20 protein-coding genes and 1 pseudogene are annotated in these 25,065 nt (G+C 34.2%); 4 read left to right on the top strand and 17 right to left on the bottom strand.

The window, feature by feature from the left end:
- Nucleotides 1-108: 108 nt before the first annotated feature.
- The 15 genes from rny to F5ESL0246_RS02550 form a co-directional block, all read right to left on the bottom strand.
- On the bottom strand, nucleotides 109-1,740 hold the full coding sequence (rny, locus tag F5ESL0246_RS02620; RefSeq protein ID WP_122017966.1) for a ribonuclease Y: 1,632 nt from the start codon (nucleotides 1,738-1,740) through the stop codon (nucleotides 109-111).
- Between the two features lie 131 nt (nucleotides 1,741-1,871).
- Nucleotides 1,872-2,957, bottom strand: coding sequence for a recombinase RecA (recA, locus tag F5ESL0246_RS02615; RefSeq protein ID WP_122017965.1), 1,086 nt, complete (start codon nucleotides 2,955-2,957; stop codon nucleotides 1,872-1,874).
- A gap of 150 nt (nucleotides 2,958-3,107) precedes the next feature.
- Nucleotides 3,108-3,767 carry an ABC transporter permease gene (locus tag F5ESL0246_RS02610; RefSeq protein WP_122017964.1) on the bottom strand — a complete coding sequence of 220 codons (660 nt, stop codon included), beginning with the start codon at nucleotides 3,765-3,767 and terminating at the stop codon, nucleotides 3,108-3,110.
- The gene (locus F5ESL0246_RS02605; RefSeq protein ID WP_122018171.1) at nucleotides 3,767-4,702 is read right to left on the bottom strand and encodes a glycine betaine ABC transporter substrate-binding protein; all 936 of its coding nucleotides are present in this window, start codon (nucleotides 4,700-4,702) and stop codon (nucleotides 3,767-3,769) included. The genes F5ESL0246_RS02610 and F5ESL0246_RS02605 overlap by 1 nt, the downstream gene beginning before the upstream one ends.
- A 9-nt stretch (nucleotides 4,703-4,711) precedes the next feature.
- On the bottom strand, nucleotides 4,712-5,335 hold the full coding sequence (locus F5ESL0246_RS02600; protein ID WP_122017963.1) for an ABC transporter permease: 624 nt from the start codon (nucleotides 5,333-5,335) through the stop codon (nucleotides 4,712-4,714).
- Between the two features lies 1 nt (nucleotide 5,336).
- Nucleotides 5,337-6,515 carry an ABC transporter ATP-binding protein gene (locus F5ESL0246_RS02595; RefSeq protein WP_305017870.1) on the bottom strand — a complete coding sequence of 393 codons (1,179 nt, stop codon included), beginning with the start codon at nucleotides 6,513-6,515 and terminating at the stop codon, nucleotides 5,337-5,339.
- A 222-nt stretch (nucleotides 6,516-6,737) separates the two neighbouring features.
- Nucleotides 6,738-7,298: a CDP-diacylglycerol--glycerol-3-phosphate 3-phosphatidyltransferase gene (gene pgsA / locus F5ESL0246_RS02590; RefSeq protein WP_122017962.1), complete on the bottom strand. Its 561-nt coding sequence runs from the start codon at nucleotides 7,296-7,298 to the stop codon at nucleotides 6,738-6,740.
- A 26-nt stretch (nucleotides 7,299-7,324) separates the two neighbouring features.
- Entirely contained in the window at nucleotides 7,325-8,386 is a 1,062-nt protein-coding gene (locus F5ESL0246_RS02585) for a RodZ family helix-turn-helix domain-containing protein (RefSeq protein WP_122017961.1), read from the bottom strand.
- A gap of 67 nt (nucleotides 8,387-8,453) precedes the next feature.
- Entirely contained in the window at nucleotides 8,454-9,182 is a 729-nt protein-coding gene (locus F5ESL0246_RS02580) for an SDR family NAD(P)-dependent oxidoreductase (RefSeq protein WP_122017960.1), read from the bottom strand.
- A 166-nt stretch (nucleotides 9,183-9,348) separates the two neighbouring features.
- The gene (locus F5ESL0246_RS02575) at nucleotides 9,349-11,790 is read right to left on the bottom strand and encodes a DNA translocase FtsK (protein ID WP_122017959.1); all 2,442 of its coding nucleotides are present in this window, start codon (nucleotides 11,788-11,790) and stop codon (nucleotides 9,349-9,351) included.
- A 20-nt stretch (nucleotides 11,791-11,810) separates the two neighbouring features.
- A complete protein-coding gene (locus F5ESL0246_RS02570) occupies nucleotides 11,811-12,203 on the bottom strand; it encodes a DUF1149 family protein (protein ID WP_122017958.1) in 393 nt (130 codons plus the stop codon).
- A gap of 1 nt (nucleotide 12,204) precedes the next feature.
- Nucleotides 12,205-12,762, bottom strand: coding sequence for a tRNA (cytidine(34)-2'-O)-methyltransferase (locus F5ESL0246_RS02565; protein WP_122017957.1), 558 nt, complete (start codon nucleotides 12,760-12,762; stop codon nucleotides 12,205-12,207).
- 55 nt (nucleotides 12,763-12,817) lie between these two features.
- Nucleotides 12,818-14,008: an AI-2E family transporter gene (locus F5ESL0246_RS02560; protein ID WP_122017956.1), complete on the bottom strand. Its 1,191-nt coding sequence runs from the start codon at nucleotides 14,006-14,008 to the stop codon at nucleotides 12,818-12,820.
- A gap of 14 nt (nucleotides 14,009-14,022) precedes the next feature.
- Nucleotides 14,023-14,403, bottom strand: a complete 381-nt coding sequence (locus tag F5ESL0246_RS02555; RefSeq protein ID WP_122017955.1) for a PTS glucitol/sorbitol transporter subunit IIA — start codon at nucleotides 14,401-14,403, stop codon at nucleotides 14,023-14,025.
- 82 nt (nucleotides 14,404-14,485) lie between these two features.
- Entirely contained in the window at nucleotides 14,486-17,242 is a 2,757-nt protein-coding gene (locus F5ESL0246_RS02550; RefSeq protein ID WP_122017954.1) for a cation-transporting P-type ATPase, read from the bottom strand.
- Between the two features lie 165 nt (nucleotides 17,243-17,407).
- Between F5ESL0246_RS02550 and F5ESL0246_RS02545 the strand changes: the two genes are divergently transcribed.
- The 4 genes from F5ESL0246_RS02545 to F5ESL0246_RS02525 all read left to right on the top strand — a co-directional run bounded on the left by F5ESL0246_RS02545 (nucleotide 17,408) and on the right by F5ESL0246_RS02525 (nucleotide 21,215).
- Complete coding sequence (locus F5ESL0246_RS02545) at nucleotides 17,408-18,436, top strand: lactonase family protein (RefSeq protein ID WP_122017953.1); 1,029 nt, start codon at nucleotides 17,408-17,410, stop codon at nucleotides 18,434-18,436.
- A 515-nt stretch (nucleotides 18,437-18,951) separates the two neighbouring features.
- Complete coding sequence (locus F5ESL0246_RS02535; RefSeq protein ID WP_122017951.1) at nucleotides 18,952-19,623, top strand: CPBP family intramembrane glutamic endopeptidase; 672 nt, start codon at nucleotides 18,952-18,954, stop codon at nucleotides 19,621-19,623.
- A gap of 483 nt (nucleotides 19,624-20,106) precedes the next feature.
- Nucleotides 20,107-20,556: a hypothetical protein gene (locus F5ESL0246_RS02530; protein ID WP_122017950.1), complete on the top strand. Its 450-nt coding sequence runs from the start codon at nucleotides 20,107-20,109 to the stop codon at nucleotides 20,554-20,556.
- Nucleotides 20,553-21,215: a hypothetical protein gene (locus F5ESL0246_RS02525; protein ID WP_122017949.1), complete on the top strand. Its 663-nt coding sequence runs from the start codon at nucleotides 20,553-20,555 to the stop codon at nucleotides 21,213-21,215. Before F5ESL0246_RS02530 ends, F5ESL0246_RS02525 begins: the two co-directional genes overlap by 4 nt.
- Before the next feature lie 597 nt (nucleotides 21,216-21,812).
- Here F5ESL0246_RS02525 and F5ESL0246_RS02520 read toward each other — a convergent pair.
- Both F5ESL0246_RS02520 and galE read right to left on the bottom strand, forming a co-directional pair.
- Nucleotides 21,813-22,332 (bottom strand): annotated as a pseudogene (locus F5ESL0246_RS02520) (tyrosine-type recombinase/integrase); the annotation flags it as partial.
- Nucleotides 22,333-24,048: 1,716 nt separating this feature from the next.
- Nucleotides 24,049-25,020, bottom strand: coding sequence for a UDP-glucose 4-epimerase GalE (gene galE, locus F5ESL0246_RS02515; RefSeq protein WP_122017948.1), 972 nt, complete (start codon nucleotides 25,018-25,020; stop codon nucleotides 24,049-24,051).
- Between the last annotated feature and the right edge of the window lie 45 nt (nucleotides 25,021-25,065).

Below are 25,065 nucleotides of genomic sequence, written 5' to 3'. Positions count from 1 at the left end.
ACTACTTTCATAATAAGTTGCTTTAATTATACAGGCTTGACTAAAAATGCACAAATTGTAGTTTAGTTAAAGCAAAAAAAGGTTGAATTTCCAATTCAACCTTCTGCTTTATCTAGCAACTGCAACAACTCGTTTTTCACGAATAACTGTTATTTTAATATTACCCGGGTAATCAAGCTGTTTCTCAACTTGTTTCTGGATATCGTGTGCCAAAACAGTAATCCGATCATCTGAAATTTTTTCTGGTTCAACCATCACTCGAACTTCACGTCCAGCCTGAATGGCATAAGCCTGTTTAACACCATCATACTTTTTGGCAATTTGCTCTAATTCGGTTAACCGCCGAATATAGTTTTCCAAACTTTCACTTCTAGCACCTGGACGTGCCGAAGAAAGTGTATCTGCTGCAACAACTAGTTCAGCAATAAATGATAACTTTGGAACATCTCCATGATGAGCTGCAATTGCATTAACTACTATATCTGATTCATGGTATTTTCTTGTCAATTCCACACCAATTTCAACATGTGAACCTTCAATATCATGATCGATTGCTTTTCCTATATCGTGTAATAATCCCGCGCGAACCGCTAATTTTTCATTTAAACCAAGCTCAGCTGCCATTGTCCCAGCCAATTTAGCAACTTCAATTGAATGTCCTAAAACATTCTGCCCATAAGATGTGCGATATTTTAGGCGACCAAGTATCTTAACTAGTTCAGGATTCATCCGGTGAATCCCTAATTCCATTAACGCACTTTCACCTGCCTCATAAATATCGTCGTTTACTTCTTTACGAGCCCTATCAACTATTTCTTCAATTCTAGCTGGGTGAATTCGTCCATCTTTTACTAATCGCTCCATTGCTCGTTTAGCAATTTCACGTCTAATAGCATCAAAGCCACTTAAAGTAACCACTTTAGGAGTATCATCAATTATTAGATCAATTCCCGTGAGTGCTTCAAAAGACCGAATATTGCGACCTTCACGTCCAATAATTCTTCCTTTCATTTCCTCATTTGGTAAATCAACTACTGATACCGTCGTTTCGGCAACTGTATCTGCAGAACTACTTTGAATAGCATCAATAATTACCTTACGTGCATAATGATCAGCTTTAGCTTGAACTTCTTCATTACTATTTCTTATCATTTCTGCTCGTTCTTTAACTAGATCATCAGATAATTTACTTAGAACTAATTTTTTAGCTTGCTCCTTATCTAAATGAGCAACTTCATAAAGTTTTTGTTGACTTTGATCAACTAATTCATTTGCAGTCTGAATTTTTTGCTTTAATTCATCCTGTTGCTTCCCTAGTTGACTTTCTTTTTTGTTAAATTCAATTTCCTTTTCAGCTAATAAAGAATTTTTATGATCAAGTGTATCTTCTCGCTGTTTTAAGCGATTACTTTCACGCGCATTGGCGTCACGCTTGATATTTAATTCATCCTCAACCTTTTGCCGGTAATCTTGAATTTTTTCTTGAGCTTCAAGAATTTTCTCTTTCTTAGTATTTTGAGCACTTTGCTTAAAAGCTTCTGCTGCTTGTTTTTGTGCATCGGCCTCAGCTTTTGCAGCAACCACTTGAGCATTGGCTTGCGCTAAAATATGGTCAGCATCATTTTGAGCATTTTTCGTATTCATTTCCCAAATGCTTTTTCTAATTGCATAACCAATGCCAATGCCAATTAAAACTGAAATAATAGCAATCGCGACGGGAATCAAATTATTATTTGTCATGATCACTATCGCCTTTTTTACTTTTTAGATTATTCACACAATGATAATAATAAATAACCACGTGACCTATGTCAATCAACTAGAAAAAAACCTTGATCAAAATTTATAGATCAAGGTTGATTTCTTCAATTTTAACTACTTTTGCTATCGGCTTCCTTTTCTTCAGAAGCCTCCTTTTCCTTTTTCACTCTCTCAGGATCTTCTCTTTCTGATATTGAAACTTCATCAATACCATAGGCGTGGCGCACCTGCTGTTGGACTTCGTCGTAAATATCTTGATGCTCTTCTAAATATTTCTTGGCATTTTCACGTCCTTGACCAATTCGCTCATCCTTATATGAGTACCAAGAACCTGCTTTAGCAATTATGTCATGCTCAGCCGCCATATCAAGTAATTCACCACTTTGAGAAATACCTTTACCATACATCATGTCCACTTCAGCAACCTTAAATGGTGGAGCAACTTTGTTTTTGACTACCTTAATCTTAACCCGATTACCAGTAATCTCGCCACCTGTCTGTTTTATTTTTTCTGCCCTTCTAATTTCTAAACGAATAGTTGCATAAAATTTGAGAGCCCTACCACCAGGAGTTGTTTCAGGATTACCAAACATAATCCCAACTTTTTCACGAATCTGGTTAATAAATATTGCAATGGTTTTGGTCTTATTAATGTTACCAGAAAGTTTACGTAATGCTTGACTCATTAATCTGGCTTGCAATCCAACATGACTGTCACCCATTTCACCATCAATTTCAGCTTGAGGAACTAAAGCTGCAACGGAATCAACAATCAAAATATCAATCGCTCCACTACTAATCAGAGTATCTGCAATTTGCAGTCCTTCTTCACCCGTATTAGGTTGAGACAAAATTAATGAGTCAACATCAACTCCTAAGGCTTCTGCATAAGCCGGATCCATTGCATTTTCAGCATCAATATATGCAGCTGTACCACCACGTTTTTGTACCTCAGCCACTGCATGCAAAGCAACAGTCGTTTTTCCTGAAGATTCTGGTCCATAAACTTCTACAATTCTACCACGTGGATAGCCACCGACTCCCAGTGCTGCATCAAGTGCAAGCGAACCAGATGGAATAGTCGAAATCTTTGTATCTGCTTTATCGCCCATTCGCATTACGGCACCTTTACCAAAGTTTTTTTCGATTTTCTTTAGTGCAGTTTCTAATGCAGCTTTTTTTTCATCTTTTGGCAAGACTTTTCCTCCTCTTATTAAACTGACCAAATTTATTTTTATTAATTATACTTTGAATCAATGGTTATTTGCAAGAAATAGCGAACAAATGTTTTTTGTTTATTTGCTTACATTATTAAATACGCTTAAATAGCTTAAATTCTTCAAAAATTATTTTTGTAATCCTTTAGGTTGTAACCATTTTTGTAAAAAATTTAAAATAATATCTGAAAAAATTGCCATCAAAGCTGTTGGCACTGCACCAGCCAAAATAATTGCACTACCATTCGTTGCGTTAGTGCCGCGAATAATAATATCACCTAATCCTCCAGCACCAACAAACGAACCAATTGAAGTTATCCCAATCGCAATTACCAATGCATTCTTTAATCCAGCAATAATTACAGATAATGATAAAGGTAATCGTACCATATAAAGCAACTGAAATTTAGTCATTCCCATACCTTGAGCAGAATCAATAACATTTTTATCGACATTTTTTATGCCCGTGTAGGTGTTTTTAATAATTGGTAGCAAAGAATAAACAGTCGTTGCGCAAATGACAGTCATCACTCCCAAACCCATCCCAATCATTAAAATTGAAAGCATTGCAAGTGAAGGAATCGTTTGAATAAAATTAGCAATTTCTAGTACAAAATTCCCCAGATAATAATAACGAGAAATAATAATACCAATAGGAATTCCAATAATTGCAGCAAGTAAAACCCCATAAATTGATATCAAAAAAGTTCGGTTGAATTGTTGCAGTACATATACACCATTATGTTGATAATAATAGATAAATTGCTGCCATAAAGATAACTTTGCCATCACTCTTGCCCCCTAAAATAGTTGTGCTTAACTAAAAATTCATGTGCTACTGTTGCAGGTTCTAATAATTCATCATCGACCTGAAAATTCATTTTACGCATATCATGAACACTTATCTGCCCTACTAAACGCTCCAGAATTGGCTTAAGTTCGGGGTGTTCACGCAATAAATAATTATTAATTAACATACCGCAATTATATGGTGGGAAGAAATGCTTATCATCTTTAAGCAAGTGAAGTTTATAACTATCAATTCGGCCATCAGTCGAGTAACCCAAAATAACATTCATCTTGCCACTTTTTAGAGAAGAATAAACAAGCCCTGCATTCATTGGCCGCATCTTGCTAAAAGTAATACCATACGATGTTTGAAACGAAGGATAGCCAACCCCCGGTGCATTAACCCATTCAGATGAAACACCAAAAGAAAGTTGGCTTTGCACCCTTTTTAAATCCGAAATTCGATGTAAATTATACTTTCTTTGAGTTTTACCATCGACCATAAAGGCGTAATTATTTGAAAAGCCATAGGTATGTAAATAGGTTTGATCCCATCTTCTTTTTACCTCTCGACGAACAGTATCATTTGCCTTTTTCGAATCTTTAATAGCTGGCAAAAGTAAGTTAGCAGTTAATTCACCACCATCATAAGCAACTGCTTGTATATCAGCATCATGCCGGTATAACGCCTGATGCTGCATTGGCGCTGAACCAAGATTGTTAACAATCGTAGTTTTATAAGGCGTTTCATGTTCAATTAATTCTGCAATAATATTAGCCATCACTTGTGATTCTGTTGTTGTTAATGCAGTTATACGAATAACATTACTACTCCCCATCGAGTCAGCTAACCCTGGAAAACCACAACCACTTGCAATAGTCATTATTACAAGAATAATAGTTGTAAGAATTGATCTCTTTAAAAATTTTCCCATAATGCTCACCTATATACCTTTAGGGGTAAGTAATTGTTCAAGCTTGCCAATCAAATAATCAGTTAATAAAGCCAAAATAATTACAGGTATAGTTCCGCCAAGAATTAAATTCGGCTGAAATAAACTTAGACCATTAAAAATAAAGTCTCCTAAGCCCCCAGCACCAATATATGATGCTAAAGTTGCCCAAGCGATTACATATATGGCAGATAATCTAATACCAGCCATGATAACTGGCATTGCTAATGGAATATCAACTTGGGTAATAATTTGAATTCTAGTCATACCCAGTCCGCGTGCAGAATCAATCGTGTTTTGATTTACACTGGTTAACCCAACATAAGTATTGCGTAAAATTGGCATCAAACTATACAAAAATAATGCAACAACTGCAGGTATAGGTCCAACTCCTAAAAAGGGAATCATCATTGCGAGAAGTGCCAAAGCTGGAATTGTCTGCAAAACACTTGCAATCGAAATAACTACTTTAGCGGTACGTGGAAATTTTAATAAAACTACACTGAGCGGTACTGCAACAACAATTCCTAATATCAAAGCACTAGCCGAGATATAAATTTGCTGCCAAGTTTTAACAATTAATTCCGAACCATGTTGTGCAAAAAAAGAAGTCATTTTATTTCGCCTCTTTTACTGAATCAGAACTATCTAAGGTTGTACTGCCCCAAATTTTAGCATAAACGACATTTACCAAACTGGATCTAGTAACAATTCCAACTAATTTTTTATTTGCATCAATTACAGGAATATATTGCTCCTTTCGGCTCAATATTCGGTTGAAATTATCGCGTAAATATTCTTCTGGTCCTACAGTATAAACTTGTTTTTGTAAAATATCGCTTACACTATTAACCTGTGGATAATTACGTTGAAGAATTTCAATAGAAACATAGCCTTTAAAATGATCATAATTATCAACCACAAGTAAGGTATCAACATGTTTCTTTTTCATCATAATAAGAGCTTCGTTTAAAGAAGCACCCAAATTAATTTTAGCGGGATTCGTTAACATAACATTCTTAACTTTGACTGTTTCATATTTTGCATCTGCAAGACGTTCTTTACCAATTAACGCTTCAACATATGAATCAACTGGATTATGTAAAATATCATCAGGAGATCCAATTTGAATAACTTTTCCATTATGTAAAACCACAATCTTAGTTGCAAGTTTTAATGCTTCATCCATATCATGAGTAACAAAAACAACTGTTTTTCCTAAACTTTTTTGTAAGTTTTGAACCAATTTTTGCAAACTTTCTCGTGTAATCGGATCAAGTGCTCCAAAAGGTTCATCCATTAAGATCAGATTTTGATTCGCAGCTAAGGCACGCATGACACCAACTCTCTGCTGTTGACCACCAGACAATTCAGTCGGATAACGATCTAAATAGCTATCTGGCAACTCCGCCATTTTAATTAATTCTTTTGCCTTGCTTAGCAATTTTTCTTTAGGCCATTTCAATAGTTTTGGAACTAATATTAAATTTTCACGAATTGTCATATGAGGCAGCAAGCCATTATTTTGAATTACATATCCAATATGCCGCCGCAATTCAACCGGATTAAAAGCTTTAACATTTTTGCCATTGACCAAAACCTCACCTTTAGTAATATTAGTCATCCGATTAATCATTCTCATCAAGGTAGTTTTACCCGAGCCTGAAGTGCCGATTATACAACAAAATTCACCTTTTTTTATATTAAAATTTATATCTTCGACCGCTGCTGTTTTACTTTTAGGGTAAAACTTGGTTACATTTTTAAACTCAACCAGTGGTAATTGCTTGACCATAAAAATCCCCCTTTTCATAAACCTATAATTCAATCGTAACAATATAACAAAACTTAATCAAAAATTTACTATTATTACACAGTAGTTGAGAATTTTTAAAGAATTACATGCTGTTAATTTAAAGTATTTTATGTTTTCGTTCTTAAAAGTTAAAAAGCGTTGAAAATATTCAACGCTTTTTTATTCTATATTTAATTATTATAGTATTTTAAAATGCTACTACTACATTGAACCTTCAAATACACTCCATGAATTGTGGAAATAATCCCATCCGGAATAAATAGTAAAAATTAAGGCCAGATACAATAAAATTGTCCCAATACGATAAAAATCGCCAATTAGGAGAAAAATAATTGCCAACATTTGACAAGTAGTTTTAATTTTACCCGGCATCTCGGCCGCCATTACTTGACCTTTATTCTGAGCAAGAATCAAGCGTAGCCCCGTAACTGCTAATTCACGACAAACAATAATTGCAACAATCCATGCTGGAGCTAATTTCAATGAAACCAACATAATGAATGCTGTCATCGTCAACATTTTATCAGCTAATGGATCAGCAAATTTACCAAAATTTGTAACCAAGTTACGTGATCTTGCAATATGACCATCAAACCAATCAGTTGCAGAAGCAACAGCAAAAATGATAGCTGCAATTACTAATCTCCAGTAAACCGTTGTTCCGGCAACTTTAATGCTAGCGTCTCCTCCAAAAATGACGATTAACATAAAGACTGGAATTAATAAAATTCTAAAAACCGTTAATTTGTTTGGTAAATTCATTCTTAACTTTTCCTCCTGGATGATAATTATTGATTACCATCATTGTTAGAGCCACCATTTTGGCCATTGTTTTCAGTATGATTTGTTTGGTTATTATGATTGCTTTGCTGATTTGTTTGATTGTTTTGCTGACTATTAGTAGTTTCATTGCTATTAGTAGCATTGGATTGCTGCTCAGAGTGAGACTGCTGATTGCCAGTATGCATCGAATTAGAATTACTATTTGTAGTATTATTGTTTTGATTAGTATTTGTTTCTCTGGATTGATTTGATTGTAGACTATTTCTTTTACCAATATAGAAAGTCAGGGTTTGTGTTGTACTTTGAGCCTCATATGGCACCCTTTTCCCTCCAATAGAGACCGAAGTTCCTTGGGCATTGCTAAACGATACAGATAATGTTTTTACAGTCTCCGGAATCCGCAACGTATGTTTTTGACCAGCTACTAGAGTTTGGCTACTCTGATTAATACCATTCATCATAATAGTGACCGTTGTAGCCTGATCACCAGCTCTAACTACTAAATTACGCCTATTTTTCAAACCGGTAACTTGGTATTGGTTAACAGCAAGCTCCTTAATTTTTACCGGATTTTGGATAACCCTTTTGGATTTAGCACGTTTATTAGTACCCGTAGAAACCGACACATCACTTGTAGCATCGTTATTTTGATTACCTGTTGATGAAAAATGTGCATAAACCACGTAGCATATCAATACAATTGCAATAACTCCTAAACCAACAATAATTCGTGGCAAGTATGTTTGCCATATTTTTTTCTTACTGTTAGTCGTTTTTTGAACTTCTTCACTCTTATTATCAATAGAGTCTTCAACGTATTCATCTGGTTCAGCTTTAGGAACTTCTTGATGATACTCACCAAGAAGCTTCTTACCATCCAATCCAACAACTTGAGCATATTGTCTGATGAAAGCCCGCACATAAAAGTCGCCAGGAAGTTTTTCAAAATCATTTTGCTCAATTGCTGTCAGATATCTACCTTGAATTTTAGTTGCTTTTTCAATATCTTCAATTGAAAGTTTTTTTGCCTCTCTGGCACTACGTAATTTGTCTCCGATATCTGCCATAGTTACCTCTTTAACTTCTTTTAACTTATATCTTGAGTATAACATATACTACTAATTATTTTTACCATTATATGAGCCATCCACCACTAACATATATTGTTTGACCAGTTAAATAGCTTGAACGAACATCCAGTAAATTTTTAACCCAAAAGGAGATATCTCCGCCCTCAGCTATTCGTCCCACAGGTATTTCTCCTTTTACTTCTTCCAAAGCTTCAGGAGCAAGCGTTGCGTTCATACTAGTATCAACAGCACCCGGAGCAAGCACATTTACAGTCAAATTTGCTGAAGCAACTTCACGTGCGTAACTTTGCGCAAAACGTGAAATTCCAGACTTAGAGGCACTGTATACGGCTTCCATTGCACTGCCATCACCACCATAAACCGAACCCAAATAAACTATTCGACTAAAATCATTTTTAATTAGTAGTGGTTCAAGCAATCCCGTTAGCTTAATTGGAGTGGTTAAATTAATATGCATGATCCTATCAATTATGTTCAAATCTTGACTACTGACAAAGTTATAATCTGTAATCCCTTGCCCAAAAACAGCTGCATTAACTGGTAATAAAGTATTGACAAATGCTGTTAAGTCACTATTTTCAACTGAAAAGTCAAGCTTAACTGGAATAAAATCTTGGCGCGGATATTTATGACTTAAACGTTGACTTATTTCACAGGCTATTCGCCAATTTTGATTGCAATGAATATAAAGAGACCAACCAGCCTGTGCCAACTCGACACAAATTGCCTGACCAATCCCACCAGTAGCTCCAAATACAATTGCTCGTTGCAATTACAACATTCCTTTTTATTATTTATGAACCATAAATGTAAATATAACTTATATAGTAATCACTTAAACATTACTACCATTTCATCTAAGCCCACATTTAACTAATTCTAACATTATTTCCAAGTGAAATTGTGCTAAATTTCGACATGATAAACTTTCTTAAAAATTAGTTATTTGTCTCATCCTTTTTTGGCGGTAATAAAACTTGACGCGGCTTTGAACCTTCTGATGGTCCAATAACTCCCCTATTTTCCATTTCATCGACTATTCGTGCTGCTCGATTGTAGCCAATTCGAAAGCGTCTCTGTAACATGGACACACTTGCACTTTGTTGTCTTCTAACTAGATCAACGGCTTGATTATAAAATTCATCTTCTGGTTCATCATCCGTAGAATTTGCTGACTCATCATTTTTTTGCGGAATCATCCCTTCATCATAGTCTGGCTTTTGTTGTTCTTTTACCCATGAAATAACTTTCTCAACTTCATGGGAAGAAACATATGCACCTTGGATTCTTTCTGGTTTAGAAGCTCCGACCGGCATATATAACAAATCACCACGTCCAAGTAATTTTTCAGCACCTGTTTGATCCAAAATGGTCCTTGAATCGACACCACTAGAAACCGCAAATGAAATTCTTGAAGGCACATTAGCTTTAATTAATCCCGTGATAACGTCAACGCTAGGGCGTTGTGTTGCTAAAATCATGTGTATTCCAGCAGCACGAGCCATCTGCCCTAATCGAACAATCGCACCTTCGACATCATGGCCACCGACCATCATCAAATCACTTAATTCATCAACAACAACCAAAATATACGGTAAAACACGCATTACTGGCTTAGTTTTATCCTGATTGTTGATCCGTACCTTTTCATTAAATTCAGTCATGTTCCGTGCCCCACTTGCAGCGAATAGTTTATATCTTCGCTCCATTTCTTTCACTGCCTTGCTTAATGCGTTAGCAGCCAACTTTGAATCTGTTACAACCGGAATTAATAAGTGGGGCACACCATTGTAAACAGATAATTCCACCATTTTAGGATCAATCAAAATCAACTTAACCTGATCCGGATTTGCCTTCATTAAAATACTAGTCAAAATTGTATTAATTGCAACTGATTTGCCTGAACCTGTTGAACCTGCAATTAACAAATGAGGCATTTTAGCCAAATTAGCTGAAATTGTTTTTCCACTAACGTCCTTTCCAAGGGGAACTTCCATTGGATCGTTATGAGCCTTTGAATCCTGATTTTGCATCACATCTTTAAAGGCCACGACTGAAGTCGTACGATTAGGCACCTCAATACCAATAAAAGGTTTACCAGGTATTGGTGCTTCAATTCTAATATCTTTAGCAGCAAGGGCAAGAGCTAAATCATCAGCTAAGTTAACTATTCGGCTTACCTTAACACCAACTGCTGGTTGAACTTCATACCGAGTAATCGTTGGCCCTAAGATAGCTTTTTTAATAATCACATTTACACCAAAACTTTTAAATGTTGCCTGCAAAGTCTGCGTATTTTTAATGATCAAATTTTTATCTGTACTTTGATCGGCACTTTTAACAGCATCAAGCAAGCTTAACGGTGGTTTTTTATATTGCGTGTTAGTCGCTTTGTTCTGTTTAAGTTCATCATGATCTACATTCTCAAGTTCCTGACGTATTTTTTTATCTTCTTCAGCAAACGAATGTGATTTAGGCAATTCTTCATTTTTTAGTTGCTCATTTTTGATTGACTCATCTTGATTTTGGTCAGAAAATTGAATCTGTGGTTCTTGCTCTGAAGTAGACTCAATGGAACTGGAATTTTCCTGAAGCGATTCTGATGAATCGTTCTTTTTCTCTTGGGAATGGTTTGCTTTATTTTCAACCTTAAAATCATCAACATTAGGAAAAAGCGATGATTCTGAATCTAACGGATCAGACAAATCACGCGCTTGCTGTCGTTCTTTTTTTTGTGATTGTTTTTCTCGCATAATGCCATACTTTTTTTTGAGCTTAGTACCAGCCTCATGATTCTTTGTAATAAAAAGTTGACAAAACAACTGAAACTTTTGAATCACATCGGCAAATTTAACGTCAAAGAACATTAAAATACCAGTCGGAATAAACAAGATCGCAATTACTCGTAAACCAGTATGTCCAAGTAATGGATAAAACATCTGGTAACACAGAGCACCAATCACCCCGCCACCAATCGGCTTTGTAATCGCTGCTCGACTAAATTCAGCACTCATCTCATACCAAAAAGCATTCATAAAGGCATTATTAACTAATTCACGCTCAAAATATAAGCTACTTTGAATCAAAAGAAAGCCCAAAATCGCAATCATTAAACCAATACTTCGTTTAAAGTTAAAGTGCATCGGTTTATTATAGATCAACATCACTAAGCCAAAAATTGCACATAATCCAGCCGCCAATAAATATGAATCACCAAAAAACAGCCGGAATACATTTGCGACTTGTTTACCTAATATACCAAATTTAGCAAAAGCCAAAAAGACAATAGCAAGTTGTATAAGACCGATAATTGCCCAAGTGATTCCTGTATTTTGCACCTTCTTACTTTTTTTAGGCGTTTTGTTTTTTTTCTTAGGCATACCTTCCACCTAATCAAAAATTAAAAGTTAGCTTCGAAGTTTAAATTAACCGGTTTTTCCAGTGTAATTTGCGTAACTTCATAAGTTAAAGTTTCAATATATTCAACTAGTGGCCGGCTAAGTAACTTATAGTCAGTATTATCCAAGTCATTACCGTCACCAAAATAATCCTTAATCTGAACAATTTGACTAATCATTCCACTGACAGAAAATTGTCCAGGTGCGGGGGCAACATCAAAAACCACAGTTATCTCAAAGTAGTTGCCGTCCTCACCCTTATCAGTAGTTCCATCTTCATTCTGCTTTTCAACTTTTTTCAAACCAAAGTTTACCTTGTCCTTAGTTTTTGGTTCTTCATTAATGTCATAATGAAAATTCTTAACTAAAATTGGTGTCTCTTTTTTAAAATCCATTTTATTCTCCTCCTAAATTTCTCTGATAACGCTGCGGTCGATTATAATTATCTTTTAATTTGTCATTTTCATAATGATGCTTTTTTTCCATTAGTGGAAACCCTTGTTGGCGCAATGCCTCAAGCAAAACGATTGCTACTGAATTAGCCAAATTATAACAGCGAATATTATCAGACATTGGGATCCGCAAATTGCGATCATAATATTTTCGCATAAACGTTTCCGGTAAGCCAGTTGTTTCTTTGCCAAAAATAAAATAATAGTTTTTATTGGGATCAGTATAGGAAACTTCCGCATAATTTTTTGACGAAAATTTAGAAATCAAATACATTTCATCTTGCGAACCTAAAGTACTAAGGAAAGCTGCTAAATCGTCATGTAAATGAACTTCTACTTTATCCCAATAATCTAATCCAGCCCGTTTCATTTTCTTATTATCAATCTGAAAACCAAGTGGTTCAATCAGATCAAGCACCGTGTTTGATCCAGCACAAGTTCGGGCAATATTACCAGTATTAGCTGGCATTAGTGGCTCAAATAAAACAACGTGATTTGTCAATCTTTTATCTCCTCAATTTAAAAAGTCATAATAACGATTATACCTATACATTCCACTACTTTTTTATTTTCTTAGAATCTTTTGTCACTAGCGAACTATCTTCATCTTCACGAAAAACTTGGGAAACTTTCCTATAGTAGTTATATACCCGCATTGTAATAATTTTTAAAACAGCATAGATCGGAATCCCAAAAACTACTCCCCATAGCCCCCAAACTGAACTTGAACCGATTAAAAGCAGAATCGTTGTTACGGGATGCATCTCCATTTTGTTTCCCATAACAAGTGGGCTAATTATTCGAGATTCGATAGTCTGCTCGATGATAAATACAATCAAAACTTTAATCACCATCGGCACCGACATCATAATCGCTATTGCAATTGCCGGAATAAAAGCTATGAAGGTACCAAAATATGGGATCAAATTCAAAACTGCACTCAAAACCGCAAGTGCAATTCCGTATTGTAACCCAACTATACTATAACCAATACCAAACATGATTCCAACCCAAAAAGCAACGGTAATCTGGCCTCGAATATATGCTGCCAAAGCAGTGTTAATTTCATATAACAATTGACCAAAACCTTTTTGCCAACGACTGGGAGCAAATTGTGTCAGATATGGCCGCAAGTTATGTGCATCTTTAAGCATAAAAAACAAAATAAACGGCGCGGTTAAGACTGTCATAAAAATAATCGTCACAATACTAATTGCAGAAGAAATATTGTTTAATGTAGTATTTATCGTAGTTTGTCCTGATTTAAAAATTGTATTCTGTGCTCTAGTAATAGCATCATTAATATTATTTCTAACACTATGAAGCTGTGGTGCATTTAAAGTGTTCTGTATTGCATTAGTCGCATCATTCCAAATATACGGCCAGTGCTTGATTAAGGAGTTAATCTGTCCTTGAACAATTGGCAATAAGGTGTTAACTGTCCAGACCAATAATAATGCAACTAACATAAACAAGCCAATAATAGTGACAACTCGAGGGATCTTAAATTTACGTTCAAGCAAATCCACTAACGGATTCATAATATAAAATTGAATGAGTGCAAGAAGTAGCGGAGGTAATATCGCACTTACAAACAATCTTGCCGGATTCAATACGAAAGACACCTTGTTAAACAACCAAATTACCAAAAAGAATAATAAAATATTTAACAATGCGATACTAAAACGGTTATTCAAAAACCATTTTTGAAAAACAGTTTCTTTTTTATGTTTTCTTAAATTGTCCATTAACCCCATCCTAATCAAATATGTTCATAAAAAATATGATCATCAACTTTAAAAACCGGTAGTCTCTGAGACGCACTTGAAGTTAAATAAATTGCGTTTGCCAATGGTTTCTTGGAATTTAAAGCAGTGAAAAAAAACGTAACATGTCCCAATGTCTTAATATTATTTTCAACCATTGCTCCGACATAATTGGCCACATAAGTTTTACCACCAATCGTGATTGTATCACCAGTGTTAAAAACAAAATTGTCAAGTGGAATTTGTTGATCAAACTTCTGAATTACTGATACTTCAACTAAATCAGGCGATACATTATCACCAAACAAAAGAACCATTTCATTTTTCGGCTCAATTGCTTGTCTACCTATTTTATTAATTGTTGCAATCCATTTCATTGTCTTATATACTCCTTAACATTTAATTTTAACATAACAAAAACCGCTTAACTAAATAATAAGCGGTTTTATTAACAGTTCTTTACTTATGATGATACAAAAGCAATTTCTTTAGTTCATCTAGCAGAACTAACGGAATTGGAAGACAGAATAGGAAAATCCAGTCTATTGGCATAAGGCTAGTAGTATTAAACAATTGCTGTAATACTGGGGTCATAGTTAAAATAAAGAATAAGAAAATTTCAAATCCTATACCAAACCAAATACTTGGATTACTAAATACCCCTTTCTTAAAGATTGAAATCTTATTAGTCCTGCAGTTTAAAACATTAGCAATTTGAGTGAAAATAATTGCTCCTAACACCATTGTTGTGGCTCGTAAATAAACTTGACCACTTGAAGCCAGTGGAATATGAGGCCATCCATTTTGATAGTTAACAAAGAAATAAGCTGCAATTGAAATTACACTTGAAATTAGTCCATACCACAAGAATGCTTTTTCAATAACCCGTTTATTGAGTAAGTGTTCACCTCGACTTCGCGGTGCTTGTTTCATTACATCCGGATCGACAGCTTCACTCCCTAATCCCAATGCTGGTAACATGTCCGTTCCTAGATCAACGGTTAAAATCTGCATTACTGTCATTGGTAGTGGAATCAAACCACCCGAAAATAGAAACAATATTGATGGAAAAGCTTCAGGAACATTAGATGTTAGTATATAAGTTAAAAATTTACGAATATTACTATATACAGCTCGTCCCTCTTCGATTGCAGCAACAATTGAGGCAAAATTATCATCAGTTAAAATAATATTAGCCGCGTCCTTTGCAACATCAGTTCCTGTCATCCCCATAGCAATACCAATGTCAGCCTGCTTCAAAGCCGGAGCATCATTGACACCATCGCCAGTTGAAGCAACGATTTCGCCATTCTCTTGTAATGTTTTAACAACTTTATATTTTTGTTCAGGCGCAACTCTAGCAAAAATCACCTCGCCCTTTAATGCTTCACGTAACTCACTGTCATTCATTTTTTGTAATTCATCGCCAGAGATCACACGAGCATGCTCAGAGGTTAATCCAATTTGCACTGCGACAGATTTTGCTGTCAATTTTGAATCACCGGTAACCATAATGATCTTAATTTTTGCTTCATGACAACGTTTGACGGCATTATAAATTTCTGGACGCGGTGGATCGCTCATAGTCGTCAGACCAACAAACACCAAATGATTTTCTGCAGTTTCAATTGTTAACTTAGTAACATCTGTACTATCTTTATCAACAATCCGATAAGCCATCGCCATACTACGTAAACCTTTAGCGGCGTATCCAGCATTATATTTTTCGGCTCTTTTTTTATCATCAGCAGTCATCGATCGAACTTGTCCATTAACTTGAACTTGATCGCACTGCTTGATTACATCACTAAAAGATCCTTTCGTAAAAATAATATACTGATGATCATTCCAGCGATGAATCGTCGACATCCGTTTACGATCTGAATCAAACGGTAGTTCTCGTAAACGGGGATATTTGACCAACACTTTTTGACGATCAAAGCCAGCTTTTTGTGCCATTATAATTAATGAAGCTTCGGTTGGTGTTCCTAAAATTTTGGGTTTTTCCCCTTTAACGTTGCTTGGCTGAATAGAAGTATCATTATCGAGCGCTGCAATCTGTATCAACTTATGCAAATCGGGATTTTCTTCATACCATAATTGCTTTTTATTAAGTTCAATTTGACCGTTATTCTCATAACCATTCCCTGTAACCTGAAATTCATTTTGCGGCGTCCAGATATAATGAATCGTCATTTGGTTTTGAGTCAATGTTCCTGTTTTATCAGAGCAAATAACTGTTGTCTCTCCCAGAGTTTCAACTGAATTAAGTTCTTTAACTAAGGCATGTTTTTTTGCCATCCGCTTAACACCTTGAGCAAGGCTTAATGTGACTGTTGGTAATAAACCTTCAGGAATAAATGCCACAATCATCCCCAAAGCGAAAATAAAAGCTTTCGCAAAAGGATACTTCACAAAGAAAATCGCTGCAATTAAGAAGATCATTCCAATTGACACAGCAATTATTGATAATTGTTTTGTCAACCGATTTAATTCTCTCGTTAATGGGCTATCAACCTTTGTTTGTTTTTGGGTCAACTGTGCAATTTTACCAAATTCAGTATTCATCCCAGTGGCAAATGCAATCGCACGAGCAGTACCTGACCCAACCGTTGTTCCTGAATATACTAAATTAGTTTCGGCATAGCTACCCTCACCGGGTGCATAATCAATTGTCTTAGATTCAGGAACAGATTCACCATTTAATGCACTTTGATCGACCTGCATAGAATTAGCCGTAATTAACCGAGCATCTGCTGGTATAGCATTACCTGCTTGCAAAACAAAAACATCTCCAGGAACCAATTCCTTAGAATCAATTTGCATCTTTTTACCATCACGAATAACTTGAACATAAGTAGGGAGCATACTATTCAATGCGTCTGTTGCCCGTTTAGCTGCTCGTTCTTGCCAGAAACTAAATAATCCATTAATAATGTTGACCATCCAAATAGCAATACCTAACTCCGGTGTTCCACTGAAAATGGCTACTAATCCAGAAATCCATAATAATATTGCCATCATACTGACAAAGTTTTTAAAGAATGTTTTCCATTCAGATTCTTCCTGAGATTTTTTAATCTCGTTTGAACCAAACTTTTTTAGTCTATCAGCTGCCTCTGACGAGCTTAACCCCGTAGTAGACGAGTGAAGATTAGTAAAAACTTCTGAAATTTCATTCTTAGCATAAAGCTCTCGAATTTTATTTTCATCCATTCACGTATACCCCTTATTAAAATTTTACTGCTTATTTTGTTAGCAGTTCTGACACCATACTTTAACACTATTTAAGAAAATTGGTTACTATAAATCTTTACAATTGTGTGTCATGCTATAATGATGATTGAACTTATTCTCATTAAAGCAAAATGGAGGCGTAAAATGAAATTACTAATTGGTGGGTATACTAAAAAAAATGCTACTGGAATCTATCAATTGCCATTAATTAAATCTGATAACAGTTTACAACTTGGAGAGGCTCAAGAAATAATTCGAATCGGAGGACCAACATACTTTGTCCAAGATAATGATTTGATTTTTTCAATCAATAACACGGGTAACCAAGGCGGAATTAGCTCTTTCAAATTATCTAATAACAATTATTTAGCTCAAGATTCATACTTAACAACTGGTTCTTCTCCAGCTTATATTGGTATCAATCGTAAGCAAAAATTGCTCTATACAGCAAACTATCATACCGCAGTTTTGGCAGTATTTTCTTACGATGCTAATGGTCAAATAAAATTGCTTGATTCAATTAAACACACAGCTGATACCCTCGGTCCTTGTCCAGAACAAGCAGACGGACCGCACCCACATTTCTTTGACCAAACACCGCAAGGCAACCTAGTTAGTTGCGATTTAGGTAATGATTGCGTTGATTTTTATAGTTTTGAGCATAACCATTTAAATCATTTAGCAAAATATCAAAATGAAGCTGGTTTTGGCAGTCGGCATATCGTGTTCAATAAAGACGGAAATTATTTCTACGTTGTAGGTGAACTTTCAAGCAAGGTTAATGTTGTACATTTTGATGAACAAAACTGGACCTTTACCAATATTGCCACCTATTCGACCATTCCAGAAGATTTTACTGCACATAATGGTGCAGCTGCTATTAGAATAAGCAATGATGGAAAATTTGTTTATGTATCTAACCGCGGACATGATTCAATTACTGTATTTGCAGTTAAAAATGATCATACCTTGGAACTACGCCAAACAGTTTCAACCTTCGGCGAGTTTCCGCGGGATTTTAATTGGGATAATGAACAAAAATTCGTTGTTGTAGCTAATCAGAATACTGATAATGCCACACTTTATACTCGAGACGGTAATAGCGGTTGCTTAACCCCTATTCAAAAAAATATATCTGTTCCTGAAGGTACTTGTGTTCTTTTTTGCAACTAAATTTTAAAAACAAAAAGAGTTAGAACATTGAAGTTACTTCATAGAGTTCGTTAACATTAATTTATATTCGCTAAGGTCGTATTCCGATATTCAATTGGGATGCGTCCTTTTAACGTATGTCTGATTCTACTTTTCAAATTTATTAGTGTAATTTCATAGCTATAAATATTTACTTGCCCAGTTAAAATAACAGTCTGCAAAAATTTACATTGGTCCACGCCAATTTTAAAGTAAGCACTTTATTATATACTTGGTTTCCGAAAAATATGTTAACATATAAATAATTTTCAAAGAAACGTAATCGATCATGGAAGTTAAACCCAAGAATTTTAAAGTTCTAACTAATAAAGAAAGAGCAACGATACTTGGAAAGCTCAAGCAGATTATAATTTGGGTTATGAAGTGGGTCATGCTATTCACAAAGTCAACAAACATCTTTCTCAACCATCTTGTTGAGTTATGTATATTAAGTATTTCTAAGCTTCTGGAGATATAGGAAAGGATTTTATAGCATTATGAAACAACTAGGACAAATTATTTTATATTTATTAAAAGCGGCTGCCTACTTCTTTTGGTTTTTAGTTACTTTTCTTCTTATGCAGGTGCCAACACTTGCAGAAAGATTAAATGAACATGAAACAAGAAATAACGTAAATATTTTACACCATGTGCTTATTCTTATAATTGGTTGCCTAGTTGGTTTTGTAGCTGTCTATATTTTTTATAAGAAGATTAATGGAACACCAATCCTGTCAGTAAAACTACGTGTTAGAAATTTGTTGAGTTCTTTAGGTATTACAACAATTTCATTTTTAATACAACTGATAATTGGAAAGATTGGTAGTATAGGTAACACAGACAATGATTTAATCAGATTGTTGCACACTCGATTAGGGATAATTGTATTTTTTACTCTAGTTATATCAGGTCCTATTTTAGAAACATTATTTTTTCAAGGTGGATTACAGGGGGGGATTTTCAAAAAAATGAACCCTTGGCTGGCAGTAATTTTAACTAGTCTGATTTTTGCTTTAGCTCATGGGGAAGTAATTTCATGGGCAGCATTACAATTATTCGTTAGTGGATTGGGTTTCTCACTAATATATTTAGTAACTAAAGATATCAAAATGTCTATTCTTAGCCATAGTTTGATAAATTTAATTATTTGGATATTGAGATTTTTTTAAATATAAAGGAGATAAGTAAAATGAGTAATTTTAAACAAATAAATGGTTATGAAAGCTTAACAGAAAACCAAGCAAAAAAGTAATCGGCGGAAACGATTGATAAGTATCCAGGTCGATCACGTTTGATAATGTTTGATAATGGTTCAGAATTCACAGATATAGTTCAAATTAAAAATGCAAGACTACTTTACTCACTCATGTTCGCCTTAGGAAAGATGAAGTAATGAAAACTGCAATAGTCTGCTCAAGCTGTCCTTTCTAAGAGTTAAAGTATGCAGGATAAGATAGATAATTACGTTCAAAAATAACTAAAGTGATTAACCGTAAATATCGGCGCATCCTCCATTGCCAAACAGCAAAAATCTACTCAAGTTATATGTTTCTTCAGACTAATAACTATTACACTTAATTTGCCGCAAATTGTGGTATAACATTTTTGATAGCTAATCATGATTAGGAGGTATATATCATGAAAAACAAAAAATGATTGTGACTTTTTTAGTGACCGCATCATTAGCTTTAGGTTTAAGTGTTTCTACTACACAGGTTCATGCCGAAAAATATCATTGGGTACGAAACTATTCATACTCTGCTAGACCGTATCATGCCAAAGACCCTCAAGCGAGTGTAGCCGTTTGGAATTGGAATCACACACATAAGTTACATGATTTAGTTAATTTTCCACATACAACTTGGTATGCGACTTCTTCAGTAACCATGCGCCACGGCTCTACTAAGGCTGTCTATTATAAAGTTATTAGTGGTAATAAAAAGCATAGTGGTTATATTTGGCGTGGCTTTTTAACAAAGGGTACCTATATTGACCCAGCTGATACAGATAAAGGGATAGTCTTACCCGATCCAGCTGAGAGATACTATAATCCGCTGATACCAGAAAGTTGGGTAGAAAAGAAAAATATTGACAGTCATTGAATGATCAAGTTTCTGCTTTATTTACCGGAACAGAACCAGACAAGCAGGTACAATTGGCAGCAGATCTAGCTGGAGATGACTATTTAATAACAGGTAAACCTTTGTTAAAACTTCAAAATGATATTTTAGGTACTGAAAATGCTGCTAATATAATAAGTATAGCTGGTACTAGCAAATATAAAGGTCCAGCTGACGGATTATTTCAATTCGTGAAAGAGCAAATAAACCAGCAACTAGCTGCGCAAGGCAAAACAATCTCTGATTTTGCGAATTATAAAGTTGGTTCATATGTTTATCCCAGCAATAATAAAAACTGCGGTCAATTTATGATTTTCTTGATTCCAAAAAGTGCAACCTTACCTAAATTAGGAGATGTCTATTATGATCCAAATAATACGAGTTTGGCTGTTCCTACCGATTCAATTGATAATAATTTGAATAACCAAATAGCAGATTTGCTCCCTGGTACAATTAAGGATAGTCAAGTACAATTTGGTGCTAATTTAGCAAGTCTTGTATTTGGAGGAGATGCTGACCGCGGTAGAGATATAGTATTAGATGATATCGTTGGTGATGGTAATCATGATAATTACTTTGAATCTCACGAAAGTATACTGGCTCTTCCAATGGTCTTATTGAATTTGAAAAAGAGCAACTAAAGTATGAGTTAGCACTAAGGGGAAAAACATTTTCAGATTTTAAAGGCTATAAGATTGGTGTTTATGTAGTTCCTCAAACTGTAAATAAACTACAATATGGAAACTTTTTAGTAGTCCTAGTTCCACCGAAGGCAAAACTGCCTGCAGTACCTCCTAAACATATTTTTAGCGTAAATGATGTAAATTAAAAGATCAATTCTAAGTTTCGGTAGAATTGATCTTTTTTAGTGCATAAGTTATTTTTTGAGATTATCTAAAAAGCAACGGTTGCCAAGCCAACCCAATAACTTTTTTCATTAGCTTTAAGCTCTATTCTTATAGCAGCCTCACAGTTGGCATAAACAGAAGTAAATTACATTGTAAATGATAGATATATTTTGTTTCTAGTTTTATCCTTAAGAACATAGCTACTGAATAAAGCAATACTTACTTCATTACGATTGCTAGTAGTTTCAATTAGATGATGTAATGCTGAGGGGACGATTCTAAGGAGCTTTTTATTAACTTACATTGATAATATTTTACCGTAATTATTCTTAGAATTGCGATTCTATATTTAAAGCAAAAATTTTAGCCAAAATCTACTAAATCAAGAAGGTTTGCTTGTTGATAGACACGATATGCGCCAGTCTTTCGCATAGTGTGAGTTCCAAGATAATCAATATGAAGATTTTTCCCTACCCTATTCATAATCTTCCAATATTGTCGACTATCAATGTGCTTTTCTGCATGATATGCACTTGGAAAAAGCCAAGGGCTACTATAATATTGCCATTAAATGATGAATGCTGGTAACGAGGAATTTTACAAGCATTGATCTGAAAGCTTTCAAGCCAATCAAAGTATTCTTCTAAATCCTCTTGAACTGCTTTTAAATATAAAATATTGTGTTTGTTGGTCTTCTTATCAATAGTATATGCTTTACGCCTTACTCTTCCATGATTATCAAAGACATCACTCTTTTTTAAACTAAGAACGTCACTTACTCTAAGTAAAGTAGCTTTCCCAACTTGAAAAATAGTATAGTCTTTTCTACCTGTTCCTGCTCTATCTAACAAATCTTTTTGAACATATTTTAAAACCCAAGAATCTTTATAGGTTTAACTTCTTGCTTCATTTTTAAATTAGTTCCTTTTTATATATTTTTTGTAATATTTCCAAAATTAATGAAAGCGTTATTTATTTGTATAATCAAATTATAATTCTAAGAACATATACGGGTAAAAATTAATGCAAGTTAGTAAAAAGGACCTTAGAATCGTTCTCTCAGCATATGTAGCATGATTAAAATAAATAGCAAATAGAATAATTGTAAAATCAAAAAATTCTTCTTGATCTTGTACAATAGATATTATGAAAAAATTTGCTTTCTAGAGGAAATTTTATGGGCCCAATACTTTATACAAAAATAAGCCACTCAGAAACTAATCTGAGTGGCTTATTATAATGTCTGGATCGAGTTTGTATTCTAAATTATAGTGACGTTTTTGCACCTTGGATTTAAGGCGTCAACTTAATGTTCTCTTTTTTAAATTAGTGAATATAAGAAGCCCAACATTTCTATGTCTTTTTGGGCTTTTGTTTTAATTTTAATCGCTTCGCTACTGTAAATTTTTTGATTTCTTCATATGGCCAAATGTGACTCTCCCCTTGATCTTGTATATATAGATATTATAAAGAATTTGTTTGTTGGAAAGAATTTTATGGATCAACCACATTATGCAAAATTAACTGAAAAGGAAATATCTAAATTACCTTTTAACATTAAATAATTTTACTTAGGCAAGAATCTGTCTCAGACAACTAAATATCAATATTTAACAGAAATTAGATGTTTTTTTACTTGATGCTCTGTAATACTGGCATTAGTATGGCTAAAAATAATGTCGATATTTGGCTTGATACTCTAAAAAGATACTTTAGATAAAATTAAATATTTTTATACTATATATATCGCTAGCAAATAATTAATTTTTTAGAATGCGTATTTTTATTATTATGACAGATCTTTCATACACATTAACAAGTTTAGGATTCAAATTATGATTAAGAATCCTCTTCTTGGCATATGTTCCAAAGTTAAGGTTAAAATATTCTTATTGAACAGCCAAGTGATGTTTTAATTCATTTGAAATTTTAAATCGTGATTAAATCTGTTACTACCTATTATGTTGTCTAAAATGTATTGGGACTGGCTATCTTTATTTTTAATAATCCTATTCATAAACATTACATTATATGGTCACTAACTAAGAAACTGTGTTCTATGACCATAAAATCTTTTGGCTTTGGATAGTAACTATTTTTAAAGTATTAACTAAGCAAAAATTTTTATTAGGCAAATACAAACACGTGAAAAATCACATGCTAGTTACAATAACTAATCTAAAGAGCGTACTTTCTGAAAATATTATCTATACAATAATTAGTTCAAAGATAAATAAAGCTAGGTATCAGTTACAAAATTTATTTTTCACAAAAAAGGACGCTTTACAGGTGTCCTTAATTCTTTTCTTTATACTTATAAAAATTATTTTCAAAACCTGAATCAAGCATATTTTTAGAAACTTCTATTCCAGATTTATCATTTTTTCAATTCAAACTTAGAGACTCTCGACCTAAACTAACTTAAGAGAAAAAATATTTATGAGCTCTTTTGACACATGAATTCAAAGATTCCACTACTGTTAGTGACCTCAACTTTAATTGTAAAAGAAAAAATAGACAATTTATCAAGTAAATATCTAGTTCTTGACGTCAGTATTTATTTGATAAATTCAGAAATTAACTCTGATTTAAAGTTTAACAATTAGTCTACATTACAGGAAATAAATTAATTTTTAGCTGTGTTTTTATGCCATTTCCAAGCAGAAGAAATAATATCTTCAATATCCTCATGTTTTGGCTTCCAACCTAAAATTTCGCGCGCTTTAGTTGAATCTGCAACCAAAATATCTGGATCACCACCACGTCTTGGACCAAAAGTATATGGAATATCAATGCCAGTAACTTTTCTTGCAGCCTTTACTATTTCAAGATTCGAGTATCCTTGAGATGTCCCTAGATTAAACACATCAGACTTGTTAGTTTTCACTAATTTAGTTAACGCTAAAATATGGGCTTCAATCAAATCATTAATCTCAACATAATCGCGAACATTAGTTCCATCTTTTGTATTATAATCATCACCAAAGATTATAAATTTACCATCATCCTTAAGTGCACTTTTCAAGAGTACTGGGATTAAATGTGTTTCATGCTCATGCGCTTCTCCGAGAGAACCATTATCTGCTGCCCCAGCCACATTAAAGTACCGAAGAGCAATTGACTTAATGCCATTAGCTTTATCAGCCCAAGACATAATACGCTCCATCATCATTTTACTGTCACCGTATGGATTAATAGGTTCAAGCGGCGTATCTTCAGTAATTTTTTCCACTTTGGGAATACCATATACCGCAGCAGTAGAAGAAAAAATCAAATATTTAACTTGTGCATCAACCATTGCCTGAAGCAAGGAAATCATACCAGTTACATTATTATCATAATACTTCAACGGTTTTTTTACAGATTCAGAAACTAATGATGACGCTGCAAAATGCATTACTGCACCAATTTTCTTTGAACGCAAAATTTTACTTACTAAAAATGTGTTTTTTAAATCACCCTGATAAAACTTTGCCTTAGGATCTATTGCACTTGAATATAGAGTGTCAAGTACGACTACATCATATCCATTTTTAATTAATTTTTTTACTGCAACTGAACCAATATATCCAGCACCACCAATAACTAAAATACGCATAACAAAATTCGCTACCTTTCAATTTATTTTAGTAAACTACTCATT

It is taken from the genome of Lactobacillus sp. ESL0246, assembly GCF_003692965.1.
In the GTDB taxonomy this organism is placed as follows: Bacteria; Bacillota; Bacilli; order Lactobacillales; family Lactobacillaceae; genus Lactobacillus.
This window is presented reverse-complemented; position numbering and strand designations above follow the sequence as displayed.